Genomic DNA, 13,932 nt, shown 5'->3' on the forward strand with positions numbered 1-13,932 from the left:
ACCCGGTGGGCAGCGCTGAGCCTCAGCCCCCCAGCTTGAGCAGCGACGCCACGATCGGGCCCGCCGTGTCGCCACCGTGACCGCCCGCCTGGACGACGCCCGCAGCCGCGAGGTCACCGCGGTACGCGGTGAACCAGCCGTTCGGCTTCTGCTGGCCGTCGACCTCGGCGGAGCCCGTCTTCGCGCCGTAGTCCGGGCCGAGACCGGCCATGGCCTGGGCGGCGGTGCCGTAGGCCGCGGTGTACTGCATCACCTCGCGCAGCTGGGACAGCGTGGACGCGGACATCGTGCGGGAGGCCGTGGCCAGCTTGCGGTGGTCGACCGACGGGGACACCAGGTACGGCTGGTGGAAGACGCCGGACTTGACCGTCGCGGAGACCGAGGCCATGTTCAGCGGGTTCATGCGCACCCCGCCCTGGCCGATGAGCGAGGCGGCCATCTGGGCCGCGCTCTGCACGGGCACCGCCCCGTCGAAGGACGGGACGCCGATCGACCAGTTGTCCCTCGACAGGCCGAACACCTGCTGGGCCTGCTGGGTCAGGTCGGTGTTCGTCAGCTTCTTCGCCTGGCTGATGAAGGCCGTGTTGCAGGAGCGGGCGAAGCTCGCCTTGAACGTGCCGTTCTTGATCTCGAAGTCGTCGTCGTTGTGGAACTTCCAGCCGCCGTAGGTGAAGGTCTTCGGGCACGGATGCGGCTTGTCGGCCGCCGCCAGCCCCTTGTCGAGGAGCAACGACGAGGTGATGACCTTCATCGTGGAGCCGGGGGCGAGGGAGCCCTGGAACGCCGTGTTGAAGCCGTGGTTGGTGTTGGCCACGGCGAGGATCTCGCCGGTCGAGGGGCGCATCACCACCACCGAGGCCTGCTTCTGCTTGGCCACCTGGCGTTCGGCCGCGGCCTGGAGGGCCGGACTCAGCGTGGTGCGCACCGTGCCCGGCGTGCCCTTGCTCAGCTCCACGAGCGTCTTGTCGGAGAGCTCCGCCTTCTGCGACGCCTTGCCGCGCACCACCCGCAGCTCGATGCCGGCCCTGCCGCCCGCCGTCCTGCCGTACTTCTCGCGCAGCCCGTCCAGCACGGCGCCCATCGACGGGTACCGGGCGGTGGTCAGCTCGCCGCCGTCCCGGTCCAGTGCCTTCACCGGCGGTGTGCCGGACTCGCCCGTGACGAGGGTGTCGCCGTCCTCGAGTTCGGGGTGGACGACCGAGGCGTGCCACTGGACGACCGGCTCGCCGTCCGCGGCACGGCGCACGACGGTCAGCGCGCTGTCGTACGCCAGCGGCCTGCTCAGGTTCCGGTACGACACGGTCGCGCGCACGGAGAAGGGGACCCTGGCACCGGTGGGCGTGCCGGGGGTGAGCGTGACGTTCTTGACGTGGGCGTCCTTGGAGTAGCCCGTGAGCAGGGCGGTGGCGGCCGTGGAGCCGTTCGTCGCGGCCGCCGCCGCGCTCGTCCTCCCCTGCCCCCAGGCCGTCAGGAACCGCTCCGCGGTGGTCCGCACCTCGGTCGCCGACAGCGGGCCGGTCTTCACCGCCTTGTGGTCGCCGGCCGAGGACACCGTGTGCGCGTGGTCATCGCCCGCGGAGCCGCCGTAGAACGCGTAGGCGCCGAGTCCGGCGCCGCCGACGACCACGGCGATCACCCCGCCGATCACGGCGGGTCTCGTCTTCCGTCGCTCGGCGACGCGCCTTCTCTTGCCCACGGCCTTCCGTTCCTCCGCGAATCCCCAGGGGCCCCCGCCGCCCTCGTTGCTCCCGTTGCCCTCGTTGCCCTCACGATCCAAAACGACGGCAACCACCCTAGGGTCCCGATGTGCGGGGGTGACATCAGCCACCCGACCGTAGCCAAGCTGCGACAAACACTCCGGCGATTCGTTTCGCCCGCGGACGTCCGTCGCGTGGACCGAAAAGTGCGTCCTGACCGGTGGCGACGGCCCTTTTGGCGGGTGTCAGCCGCCCGTGGCCGGTGTCATCGCCTGTGGCCGGTTTCACCCCCCACGCCGCCGGTGTCAGCCGCCCGCGCGCAGCACCGCGGCCACGATCGGGCCCGCCGCGTCGCCGCCGTGGCCGCCTTCCTGGGTCATGGCGGCGGCGGCCACGTCATTGCGGTAACCGGTGAACCAGCTGTTGGACTTGGCCTGCCCGTCGACCTCGGCGGAACCGGTCTTCGCGCCGATGCTGCCGGTCAGCCCGGACATGACGGCGGCACCGGTGCCGGTGGTGGCGGTGCGGCTCATCATCTGCCGCAGCTGGGCGGTCGTGGTCGCCGACAGGCCCTTGGCCCGGGCCAGTTGGCGGTCGTCGAGCGTCTGCGCGACGATGACCGGCTGCCGGAAGACGCCGGTCATCGCGGTCGCCGTGACCGACGCCATGTTCAGCGGGCACATCTGCACCTGGCCCTGGCCGATCAGGTTGGCCGCCTTGTCGGGCCCGCCGGAGGCGGGGACCGAGCCGTCGAAGGACGGGATGCCGACCTTCCAGTTGTCCTGGCCGAGGCCGAAGCGTTTCTCGGCCTCCTCGGTCAGGGACTCCACCTTCACGTTGTCCGTGAACTTGATGAAGGCCGTGTTGCAGGAGCGCGCGAAGCTTTCGGAGAGCGTCGCCTGCCGGTTCGGCGTCATGCCCTTGAGGTTGTGGAAGGTCTGGCCCTCCCACATCGCGTCCGGAGTGCAGGGCGCGGATCCGTTGGCCGTGGTGATCCCGTTGTCGATGAGGGTGGCGGCGCTGATGATCTTCATGGTCGAGCCGGGCGCGAGCCGGCCGAGGAAGGCCGCGTTGAAGCCGTCGTTGCGGTGGTTGGCGACCGCCAGCACCTCACCGGTGGACGCCTTCACGGCGACGACGGACGACTCGGTGTACTGCTGCACCGCCCGCTCGGCCGCCGCCTGGGCCTTCGCGCTGAGGGTCGTACGCAGCCTGCCCGCCCTGCCCTTGGCCAGGGTGATCAGCGGGGTCTCGGCGGCGTTCGTGCCCGCGTGCCGGATGCTGAGCTCGATCGAGGGCGAACCGCCCGCCTCGTCACCGTACTTGGCGCGCAGCTCGTCCAGGATCGGCCCGAGGGAGGGGTACTTGTCCTTGGTCAGGACGGTCCCGTCGCGGTCCACGGCCTCGATCGGCGCGGCGGCCGACTCGCCGGTGACGAGCGTGTCGCCCTTCTTCAGCTGCGGGTGGACGACGGACGGCTGCCAGTCGACCAGCGGACGGTGTGTGCTGGCGCCGCGCACGACGGTGAGCGTGCTGCGGTAGGCCAGCGGCTCGGACCGGCCGCCGTAGGACACCGTCGCCCGCACGGAGAAGGGCACGGTGGCGCCGGAGGCCGCCCCGGGCGTGACCTTCACACCGGTGATGTGGGCGTCGCGCCCGTAGGCCGTCAGCAGCGCCCCGGCCTCCCCGGGGAAGTTGGTGTACGACGCCGCCGTGGTCGCCCGGCCCTGCTCCCAGGCCGCGAAGAACTTCGCCGAGGTCTCCTTCACCTCGTCCGCGCTCGGCGGACCGGTCTTCACGGCCGCCGCCCCGTCGGGGTCGTGCAGTGCCGCCACCACGTTGAACGCCCCGTACCCGGCCCCGCCCACCAGGACGGCGAACACACCGCCGACGACGGAGGCCTTCACCCCCTTGCGCATACCGCTTCCCTCCCCGTTTCCCCGTATCCCCGGTTGAGTCCTCACGCACTGTAAGTGACCAGGGGGACAACTGTGAGGTGTGTTTTCGGATGTTGTCCGAACAGAGATCAGCGGGTTGGCCCAGGCCAGGCGTTCGGCCGCCTATGTGAACAACGGGAGGGTGGAGCCGCGACGGGCCGGCCCGCGCTCGCCCCGGTCGGGGTTTGTGCGGACCGGCCCGTCGCCGGAGTACGGACCTGTTCGGCAGGCCCGGCCGGATCAGCCGAAGAGGCTGTAGATGTTGTAGCCGTAACCGACCTTGACGCGGGCGCTCAGCGGCGCGGTGGCCGAGCCGGTGCCCTTGTACAGCCACAGGTTGCCGGAGCTGTCGCGGGTGACCAGGTCGGCGTTGCCGTCACCGGTGACGTCGCCGATGGTGTCGTACGCCGTGTAGTGGTAGCCGTAGCCGATCTTGACCCGGGACGCGAACGGCGTCGTCGCACTGCCGGTGCCCTTGTACAGCCACAGGTTGCCGGAGCTGTCCTGGGCCAGCAGGTCCGAGTGGCCGTCGTGGGTGAAGTCACCGTGGCCGTAGACGTTGCCGCCGTAGATGTTCCAGCCGTAGCCGATCTTGGTCCGGGTGCCGAACCAGCCCTTGCCGTTGCCGGGGTACAGCCACTGGTTGCCGCTGGTGTCCACCGCGACCAGGTCGCAGTAGCCGTCACCGTTGACGTCGCCGGGCAGCGTCACGACCTTCATCGTGTTCCAGCCGCCGCCGATGGTGGTGTCCACGATGCTGTCGGTGGCCGTGTCGATGTGCCGCCAGATCAGGGAGCCGCCCGTGGTGCGCAGCAGGAAGCCCTGGATGCCGCTGCGGTTCAGGTCGGCCTGGCGGACCAGGTTGAGCCCGGACCAGCCGGTGCCCAGCGACTGCCGGCCGGCGAAGCCGGTCCCCGTCGAGTCGTACTCGTAGGCCGAACCGCCCGAGGTGCCGGCGAACATGTCCGCCCTGCCGTCACCGTTCAGGTCGGTGTCGTCCAGCCGCGGGGCGATGGTGGTGGCGTAGGTGCTGACCTTGCTGAAGACGCTGTACGACCCCTGCGCGACGCAGTCCTGAACGCCCCAGGAGACCACGCCGACGACCCTGCCGCCGACCACCAGCGGACCGCCGGAGTCGCCGTTGCAGGTCGCCACCGTTCCGCTGTCGGAGCCGGATGCCGGGTTGCCGGCACAGGTCATGTGGCCGGAGATGAAGTCGCCGCTGTAGAAGCCCGTGCAGGTCGAGTCGGCGTTGACCGGCACCGTCGCCGTCTGGAGCATCTGCGAGATGTCGTTGCTGGTGGAACTGGTCCGGCCCCAGCCGTAGATGGTGGCCGTCGTGCCCGCCGTGTACGACGCGGTGTCGGTCGCGGAGGTGATCGGCAGCGTCTTGCCCGCCACGGGCCTGTCCAGGGTCAGCACGGCGACGTCGTTGTCGATCGTCGTCGAGTCGAAGGACGGGTGGCTCCACTGGTGCAGCACGCCGTTGGCCGTGCCGCCGTTCATGCTGGTGACGTTGCCGCTGCTGTCGAAGCTCGGCAGCTGGGCGCTGCCGGAGACGACGACGCCGTTGTCGGCCCAGTCCTGGCCGGCCACGCAGTGGGCCGCGGTGAGGACCTTCGCCGGCGCCACGAGCGTGCCGCCGCAGAAGAACCCGTCCCCGGTGGCGGGGTCGGAGTACCACAGCTGCACCATCCAGGGCGCCGCGGAGAAGTTCGCCGTCTGGCCGCCGATGATCTGCGGTACGACGGTCCTGGAGGGGGCGGTGGAGGAGGTGGCCGACGGAGTCGGCGAAGTGGTGGCGGTGGCCGACGGCGCGGCCGCCGGCGAGTTCGGCGCCGTCCGCTTGGCGGCCGAGGCGGCCGGCCCCGCGGCGACCGTGGTGAGGCGCTTGCCCTTCTCGGCACCGCGCATCCTGGCCCGCAACTGGGCCTGGGTCGGCACGTGGTGAGCGCTCAGCGTGGTCTTCGGGGCCTCCGTCGCCTGGGCCGGCGCCATGAGAAAGGCACCGATCCCCCCGACGACCAACGCGCTCGCAGCCGCGGGCACCACGATCCGGGCGCGGCGGCGGTGGTTCCCACCTCTGTGGGCAGATGACACTCAGGTCTCCCGTGCGATGGAAGGTTGATAATTCAAGCGGCTGATCGTACCCATGCTCGAAGCACGTTCACCTATCCGTCGCACCATGATCGTGTAAAGCTCGGCCCGGCCGGGGCGGCCGGGGGCAACCGCCGACCGATGACAACGACCACGAGGGCGCGGCATCTGCCGCGCCCTCGTGGTCGTCCGCCCCGCCGGTACGGGGCTCGTGGTTTCGGTGTGAGCCGCCCGTCAGCGACGGACCAAGGAGCAGGTGAGAGTCGTCTTCCCGCCGGCCATGGCTGTGGCGAGATCATGCGTGCGGTTCATGTTCAACCCCACTTGAGTGCGTCCGGTGCGTCCGGTGCGTCCGGTGCGTCCGGTGCGTCCGTTGGGTTCGGGCACCGGGCACGACCCAGGGCGTGCGGGACTGCCGAGGCGTGAACTTCAGAAAATACGCGCCGCTGTTGCTGCCATGCGCCCCTCCCACTCAGGTCAACCCATGCTGAATCAGCCCACCGAGAGGGTACGAATAACCACTAGGGGGACGATGCTGACCATCCGGCGCAAGCTGGGATGGTGAGCCCCCGTGCGAGTCATGAACGGTCAGGGGGCAGGGGTGTTGGAGGGAAAGAAGAATTCCGGATTCTCTGCAGCCCCCGAATCCGAAAAATCGGAAGCTGAGCGGTTCGAAGATGGACGCCTGGATGCCGAACCCGGAAAGAGCAGCCTGGGTGAGGATATTGGCCGCTGGATCGGCTTCACTTTCTGTTTTGGTGCAGCCCCCGTATGGCTGACCATACTCAACCTGCCATCCGCCGACAAGTGGTCCGAGATCTGCGAACGCGGTGACCTGTTCATCATTGCTGCGGCGTTCGTCGCACCAGAGATTCCAGGGACGGTCTCTGCTCTGAACAACGGCAAGCGAGTAGTCTACACATACTTGCTCACCGCCATGGTCGTCCTCGTCGCAGTGTGTATGGGTTTCGCCGCCCTCACGGCCCAGAATTTCACGATAACGCACCCGGAAGTACCCACAACGAAACCCTCGACGCTGGCGGCCCCTCAAGGCGTGAATTCGACGTCCATCTTCACCAGACATATTGCAACCGTCTCGGTTTTGTGTCTTCTGATATCGGTGGCCCTGGTTCTTCTCGGGCTGTTCTTGCGATCCGAGGCAGGACTGAAGAAAAGGTGGACTAGGTGAGCGTCGAAACGGTAATTGCTCTGGCTTCTGTCCTTGGCCCGTTACTGGCCACCATCCCCACCGCGATCCGCTTGCGGCGACGCAAGTCCTTTCCCGGGCAAAAGGCGGTTGGGGAAGCCGGCGTCGGCGGCGGGCTGCTTCCCGGCGGAATGCACCACTCAAAGGGCGGGTTGGCGGTTGCTGCACCGCTCAGGAGCAGGGTGGCAACGGCCGGAAAGCTGCACGTGGAGGTGAAGTCGCACGCACGCGTCACTCTGTTCGTCTCGCTGTGCGCCGCGCTGGTCACCTGTGCCGCACTGCTTGTCACACGTTCACCCCTGGCAGGAACGAAATCCCGCTCCGCTTCCGATTACGATCCGCCGGGCGCGAGCATCAATCCCAACTGCAAAACAGACGCTCATGGGCTCGGTGACCTGTACTCCTGCGATGTGCGGGTGTATTTCGAGGGAGTTCCCCCGGAGAATTCGCTCTGGCTCTTCGCCACGCCGGAATCCTCCTCCCAGCTGAGGGCCAATTACCCCGTGTGGAGCAATCCTGCACGTAGTTCGTCATCTGGCATTTTTATCGTGCATGTGGATTCCGTGGGAAATTCTCCACTTCGGGGCGATGCGATACTTTTCTCTTTGTACAGCACCACAAATGGCTCGGCGGTGCACCAAGCAGATCTGGCACGAGAAGGACGCTACGCGATCGATGTGAATCGCGGAAAGTTCCTCCCCCTCGCCAGTCAGATCGCCTATCTCCGCCCGAGCTGAGCCATACCGCTGTTCCCGGACAAGGACGCTCCACGACCACGAGGGCGCGGCCGGTAGCCGCGTCGGCTAGACCCAGGTGTCCAGCCACATCCGCGACCGCCAGGAGTCGATCGGGATGGCCGTGCCCGTGTACAGCGGCCAGAAGTAGATGAAGTTCCAGGCGATGAGCAGGACCAGGACGCCCGCCCCGGTGGCCCCCGCCACGCGGCGGGTGTCGCCGGAGCCGGGTGGGCCGGTGATCGCGCCGACCAGCATGGCCACCGCCAGGCACAGGAAGGGCACGAAGACGACGGCGTAGAAGTAGAAGATCGTGCGTTCCTGGTACAGGAACCAGGGCAGGTAGCCCGCCGCCACACCGCAGGCGATCGCGCCCGCGCGCCAGTCGCGGCGGAAGAACCAGCGCCACAGGACGTACAGGAGCGCCGCACAGGCCGCCCACCACAGCACCGGCGTGCCGAGCGCGAGGACCTCGCGGGCGCACTTCCCGCCGGCGTTCGAGGGGCAGCCCGCCGTACCGGGTGCGGGGGACTCGTAGAAGTACGACACCGGGCGGCCGTCGACGAGCCAGCTCCACGGATTGGACTGGTAGGTGTGCGGCGAGGACAGGCCGACGTGGAACTCGTAGACCTCGTGCTCGTAGTGCCACAGGCTGCGCAGCCAGTCGGGCAGCCAGGTGAAGCTGCCGCCCTTGCCGTCGGTGGCGGCCCAGTTGCGGAAGTAGCCGCCGGTGCCGTCCGTGGGGGACGCGATCCAGCCGATCCAGGACATCAGGTACACGGCGATCGCGACCGGGACGGTGGCCAGGAACGTGATGCCCGTGTCCCGCTTCAGCACGGCCGCGTACGGGTGCCGGGCACCGGCGACCCTGCGGGCGCCCACGTCCCACAGCACGGCCATCACACAGAAGGCGGCCAGGATGTAGAGGCCGTTCCACTTGGTGCCGATCGCCAGGCCCAGCAGCACGCCCGCCGCCCAGCGCCAGGGCCGCCACCCGAGGCGGGTGTTCTCCGCCGTGCCCGCGTCGGGGCGGACACGGCCGTCCGTGTCGGCCGGCAGCGCGGCGGCGAGTTTCTCCCGGGCCCGGTCGCGGTCGATCAGCAGACACCCGAACGCGGCCAGCACGAAGAACATCAGCACGCCGTCGAGCAGCGAGGTACGGCTCATCACGAAGTGCAGGCCGTCCACCGCCATCAGCGCGCCCGCCAGGCAGCCGAGGAACGTGGAACGGAACAGGCGGCGGCCGATGCGGCACAGCATCAGGACCGACAGCGTGCCGAGCAACGCCGTCATGAAGCGCCAGCCGAACGGGTTGAAGCCGAACATCAGCTCGCCGAGGCCGATCACGTACTTGCCGACCGGCGGATGCACGACGTACGCCGCGTCGGACGGGATGCTGAGATGGCCGCCCGTCTTCAGGATCAGGTCGTTGGCGTTCTTGTCCCAGTTGACCTCGAAGCCGTGGTGGACGATCGCCCAGGCGTCCTTGGCGTAGTACGTCTCGTCGAATATCACCGCCTTCGGGCTGCCCAGGTTCCAGAACCGCATCACGCCGGCCATCAGCGTCACCAGCAGCGGACCGATCCAGCCCGACCAGCGGCCGACGCGGTCGGCGACGGTCCGTGGGACGCCGAAGACGTCCCACAGGCGTGGACTGGGCTCCGCGTACGGCGGCACCAGCCGGTCGATGACACCGACATCGCCTGCCGGCGCCGCCGTGTAGCCGAATCGGCGCAGCCGCTGCTGCCACGACGGCCGCTGGTCGTGCGGGGCCGGGCCCTGCCGGGTGTCCGTGGAGGACGCGGTACTGGTCACCGCGCCATCGTAAGGAACCGTGCTGTGTGAGTCCCGCGCATGGGCGGTACCGGACGTTATGCGTCTGCCGTGCGTCCGCCCTGCGCCGTGCTTGAGAGGATGGGGCGCGTGACTGGAACCCTTGTTTTGGCGGGCACCCCCATCGGCGACATCCAGGACGCGCCGCCCCGGCTCGCCGACGAGCTGGCGGGCGCCGACGTGGTCGCCGCCGAGGACACGCGGCGGCTGCGCCGGCTGACGCAGGCGCTCGGCGTCACGCCCAAGGGGCGGGTCGTGTCGTACTTCGAGGGCAACGAGTCCGCCCGTACGCCGGAGTTGGTCGAGGAGCTGCTGGGCGGTGCGCGGGTGCTGCTCGTGACCGACGCGGGCATGCCGTCCGTGTCCGACCCCGGGTACCGGCTGGTCGCGGCGGCCGTCGAGCAGGGCGTCCGGGTCACCGCCGTCCCCGGGCCGTCCGCCGTGCTCACCGCGCTCGCCCTGTCCGGGCTGCCCGTCGACCGGTTCTGCTTCGAGGGATTCCTGCCGCGCAAGGCCGGGGAACGGCTCTCCCGCCTGCGCGAGGTCGCCGGCGAGCGGCGCACGCTGGTCTACTTCGAGGCCCCGCACCGGCTCGACGACACGCTCGCCGCCATGGCCGAGGTGTTCGGCGGCGAGCGGCGGGCCGCCGTCTGCCGGGAGCTGACCAAGACGTACGAGGAGGTGCGGCGCGGCGCGCTGGCGGAACTGGCCGCGTGGGCCGCTCAGGGCGTGCGCGGCGAGATCACGGTCGTGGTCGAGGGAGCGCCGGAGAAGGGGCCCGAGGAGGTCGGCGCCGAGGAGCTGGTGCGCCGGGTGCGGGTGCGCGAGGAGGCGGGGGAGCGCCGCAAGGAGGCCATCGCCGCGGTCGCGGTGGAGGCGGGGGTGCCCAAACGCGAGGTGTTCGACGCGGTGGTGGCCGCCAAGCGCGCGGGGGCGTGACGCGGCTCATACCCCCTCTGAGCAGGTCGCATCTCGCTTGAGCGGGCGCCCCATCGGGCGGCAAAGCGGCGTCATGAAAGGCAAAGCAAGGACCGGCCGTCCGGGTGCCTTGTGGCAAGCGACGCCAAAATCGCCTCCAACACTCGACAGGCCTGATGCGTTCGCGCTGGTGGAAGCGTCCACTGGGTGAAGGGACGCACCCGTCCCTCACCCCCAAGGGATTCCGGGGGGAATCCCCGCGCCGGGGGTGCTTGTCCAGGGGACAAGAGGAGCTGGCATGAGTGAGATCGCAGGGCAGAACGGCCACCGTGGTGCGGCGACCGCCGTCGTCAACGAGTCCTACTCCTTCGCCTGCATGCGGTGCGGGCACGGCTGGGAGCAGTCGTACGAGATAGAGCACCACACCGACGGCGACGGCAACGAGTTCGTGCGCTACGTGTCGGACGGGAGGGTCGTGCCGTCCCCGTTGAGTCGTCCGACCTGCCAGAACTGCGACGGACACGTGGTCCGGATCATGCGGGCCGGGCAGGTGTCCTCGGTGCAGTACCACCTGCACGCCCAGCAGCGCCCGGCGGGGCCCGTGGTGGACCCCGCGCCGTCCGCCCCGCGGTCCAGGCCCGACAGCCAGGCGCCGGCCCCGAAGCAGCCGGGTCACCACTGGCACCTGTCCGACCTGCTCCACCCGTTCCAGCGCAAGGCCGGGTGACGGGCCGCCCGACGCCCGCCCGGACCGGTGAAGGCATGCCCTTTCCGTAGGATCGGGGCATGCCTTCCCACGCCGACAAGAACGCGGCACCGCCGCTTCCCGAGCCGCTCCGGATACCGGTCGCCGACTCCCACACCCACCTCGACATGCAGTCCGGCACGGTCGAGGAGGGCCTCGCCAAGGCCGCGTCCGTCGGAGTGAGCACCGTCGTCCAGGTCGGCTGCGACATCAAGGGCTCCCGGTGGGCCGCCGAGACGGCCGCGGCGTACCGGAACGTCCACGCGACGGTCGCCCTGCACCCGAACGAGGCCCCGCGCATCGTGCACGGCGACCCGGACGGATGGTCGAGGCAGGGCTCGCGTGAGCCGGGCGGTGACGCGGCGCTGGACGAGGCGCTGGCCGAGATCGACCGGCTGGCCGCGTTGCCGCAGGTCAGGGGCGTGGGCGAGACGGGTCTCGACTACTTCCGCACCGGGCCCGAGGGCAAGGCCGCACAGGAGTGGTCCTTCCGCGCCCACATCGAGATCGCCAAGCGGCACGGCAAGGCCCTGGTCATCCACGACCGTGACGCCCACGCCGACGTCCTGCGCGTCCTCAAGGAGGAGGGCGCCCCGGAGCGGACGGTGTTCCACTGCTACTCCGGGGACGCGGAGATGGCCGAGATGTGCGCCCGCGCGGGCTACTTCATGTCCTTCGCGGGCAACGTCACCTTCAAGAACGCCCAGCACCTGCGGGACGCCCTCGCCGTCGCCCCGCTGGAGCTGGTCCTGGTCGAGACCGACGCGCCCTTCCTGACCCCGGCGCCGTACCGCGGACGGCCCAACGCCCCGTATCTCGTTCCGGTCACGGTGCGCGCGATGGCCGCCGTGCGCGGCATCGAGGAGGACGCGCTGGCGACGGCCCTGGCCGCGAACACGGCCCGCGCCTTCGACTACTGACGCCAACCGGCCGAAAACGCTCACAAGCGTTCAGGACGGGCCGACGGCGACGCTGCGTGGTCGCGTCGCTTTGGAGAGTGACGGGGGCTCCGCTAGGTTCTGGGGGCCCGATCCGGACCCTCGGACCCCTAGGCCCTCTGGAGCGTGTCGTCTTGAGCAACCCGCGGTACGAGACGTACGGGAGCTACGGCCCGAGCCTGCACCCGGCCCCGCAGCCACTGGTGTACGACCCCTACGCCGTGCCCGGCGGTGTGCACCTCGGCGGCCCGGACGACGTGCACGACGCCGAGACGCTGGGCTACGGGGTCCCGGGAACGCCCGGGGCCCAGATGACGCACCGGGCGCAGGCGGCCTACGAGACGGCCCGCGAGGACGCGTACCGGCCGGCGGTCGGCGGGAACGCGTACGGTCCCGCCCACCAGGACACGTACACGCCCGCCCACGAGAGCACTCACCGGCCCGCGCACGAGAGCACTCACCGGCCCGCCCACGAGGACACCTACCGGCCCGCGTACGAGGCGGCCGCGCCGCTGCTTCCCCGCCAGGGCCGTGGCGCTCCGGCCGGGGAGGGGCGGGCCCCCGGCGGGCGGGCCGGCGGAGCCGGGCGGCGCGGCGCCCGACGGCGCAGGCCCCGGTACGCGGAGCGCCCGGAGGCGAACATGCGCCGACTGCTGCCGCAGGCGCTGGTCGTGGTCTTCCTCGCCGGCGGCACCACCGCGTTCGTGGCCAAGGACAAGGCGATCGAGCTCGACGTCGAGGGCAGGCCGCGCACGCTGCACACCTTCGCCGACGACGTGACCGAACTGCTGGCCGAACAGGGCGTGCGCGTCGGCGCGCACGACGTGGTGGCGCCCGCCCCCGGCACGGCCCTGGCCAGCGGCGACGAGGTGGCGGTGCGCTACGGGCGGCCGGTACGGCTCACTCTCGACGGACACCGGCACGAGGTGTGGACGACGGCACGCACGGTGGAGGGGGCGCTCAGGCAGCTGGGGGTGCGCGCGGAGGGCGCGTACCTGTCGGCCTCGCGGTCCCAGCCCATCGGGCGCACCGGACTCGCGCTCGACGTGCGCACCGAGCGCACGGTGACGATCATGGCGGACGGCCGCGCCCGCACCGTCCGCACCAACGCGGCGACCGTGCGGGAGGCGGTGGAGGAGGCCGGGATCACCCTGCGGGGCCAGGACACCACCTCCGTGGCGCCGGGGAGCTTCCCGCGCGACGGCCAGACGGTCACCGTGCTGCGGATCACCGGCACCCGGGAGGCCAGGGAGGAACCGATCCCCTTCAGCGTGCAGCGCGTCGCCGACCCTTCGCTGTTCAGGGGCACGGAGGTGGTCGATCGGGCCGGGCAGCCGGGAGTGCGCCGGATCACGTACGCCCTGCGCACCGTGAACGGCGTGCGGGAGAAGCCGCGCCGCATCGCTACGCAGGTGGTGCGCGAGCCGCAGCCGCAGGTGATCAGGGTGGGCACCAAGGCCCATCCGCCGTCCGTGCGGGGCACCGACCACCTCGACTGGCACGGACTCGCAGCGTGCGAGTCCGGCGGCCGGCCCGACGCCGTGGACCCCTCCGGCACGTACGGGGGCCTCTACCAGTTCGACAACGGCACCTGGCACAGCCTCGGCGGCACCGGACGCCCCCAGGACGCACCCGCGGACGAACAGACGTACCGCGCGAAGAAGCTGTACCTGAAACGGGGGGCGAGTCCCTGGCCGCACTGCGGGCAGCGGTTGCACGGGTAGGGCCCCGGGCACCCTGGCGGCCAAGCCAAGCCCATCCATCCCAACATCCCAACACGCCCATCCAGCCCACCCCGGCCCATCCAGCCCAGCCGGGCGCGGCCC

10 protein-coding genes are annotated in these 13,932 nt (G+C 70.4%); 6 read left to right on the plus strand and 4 right to left on the minus strand.

Going from position 1 to position 13,932, the window contains the following annotated elements; all coding sequences use genetic code 11:
• Positions 1-22: 22 nt before the first annotated feature.
• From AB0A61_RS12455 to AB0A61_RS12465, 3 genes are all read right to left on the minus strand, one after another.
• A complete protein-coding gene (locus AB0A61_RS12455) occupies positions 23-1,696 on the minus strand; it encodes a penicillin-binding transpeptidase domain-containing protein (RefSeq protein ID WP_361290291.1) in 1,674 nt (557 codons plus the stop codon).
• 306 nt (positions 1,697-2,002) lie between these two features.
• On the minus strand, positions 2,003-3,616 hold the full coding sequence (locus AB0A61_RS12460; protein ID WP_361290294.1) for a penicillin-binding transpeptidase domain-containing protein: 1,614 nt from the start codon (positions 3,614-3,616) through the stop codon (positions 2,003-2,005).
• A 258-nt stretch (positions 3,617-3,874) separates the two neighbouring features.
• The gene (locus AB0A61_RS12465) at positions 3,875-5,632 is read right to left on the minus strand and encodes a trypsin-like serine protease (protein WP_361290295.1); all 1,758 of its coding nucleotides are present in this window, start codon (positions 5,630-5,632) and stop codon (positions 3,875-3,877) included.
• Positions 5,633-6,311: 679 nt separating this feature from the next.
• Here AB0A61_RS12465 and AB0A61_RS12470 point away from each other — a divergent pair.
• Entirely contained in the window at positions 6,312-6,920 is a 609-nt protein-coding gene (locus AB0A61_RS12470; RefSeq protein WP_361290298.1) for a hypothetical protein, read from the plus strand.
• Entirely contained in the window at positions 6,917-7,675 is a 759-nt protein-coding gene (locus AB0A61_RS12475; protein WP_361290301.1) for a hypothetical protein, read from the plus strand. Before AB0A61_RS12470 ends, AB0A61_RS12475 begins: the two co-directional genes overlap by 4 nt.
• Positions 7,676-7,741: 66 nt before the next feature.
• On the opposite strand, the gene AB0A61_RS12480 is transcribed toward AB0A61_RS12475, so the two are convergent.
• On the minus strand, positions 7,742-9,487 hold the full coding sequence (locus AB0A61_RS12480; protein ID WP_361290304.1) for a phospholipid carrier-dependent glycosyltransferase: 1,746 nt from the start codon (positions 9,485-9,487) through the stop codon (positions 7,742-7,744).
• 108 nt (positions 9,488-9,595) lie between these two features.
• On the opposite strand from AB0A61_RS12480, the gene rsmI reads away from it, so the two are divergent.
• From rsmI to AB0A61_RS12500, 4 genes are all read left to right on the plus strand, one after another.
• Entirely contained in the window at positions 9,596-10,444 is an 849-nt protein-coding gene (gene rsmI / locus AB0A61_RS12485) for a 16S rRNA (cytidine(1402)-2'-O)-methyltransferase (RefSeq protein ID WP_361290307.1), read from the plus strand.
• Between the two features lie 277 nt (positions 10,445-10,721).
• Positions 10,722-11,150, plus strand: coding sequence for a hypothetical protein (locus tag AB0A61_RS12490; RefSeq protein ID WP_361290310.1), 429 nt, complete (start codon positions 10,722-10,724; stop codon positions 11,148-11,150).
• Between the two features lie 59 nt (positions 11,151-11,209).
• Complete coding sequence (locus AB0A61_RS12495; protein ID WP_361290313.1) at positions 11,210-12,088, plus strand: TatD family hydrolase; 879 nt, start codon at positions 11,210-11,212, stop codon at positions 12,086-12,088.
• A gap of 152 nt (positions 12,089-12,240) precedes the next feature.
• A complete protein-coding gene (locus tag AB0A61_RS12500; protein ID WP_361290316.1) occupies positions 12,241-13,830 on the plus strand; it encodes a ubiquitin-like domain-containing protein in 1,590 nt (529 codons plus the stop codon).
• Positions 13,831-13,932: the final 102 nt, after the last annotated feature.

Source organism: Streptomyces sp. NPDC046197, assembly GCF_040646295.1.
Taxonomy (GTDB): Bacteria; Actinomycetota; Actinomycetes; order Streptomycetales; family Streptomycetaceae; genus Streptomyces.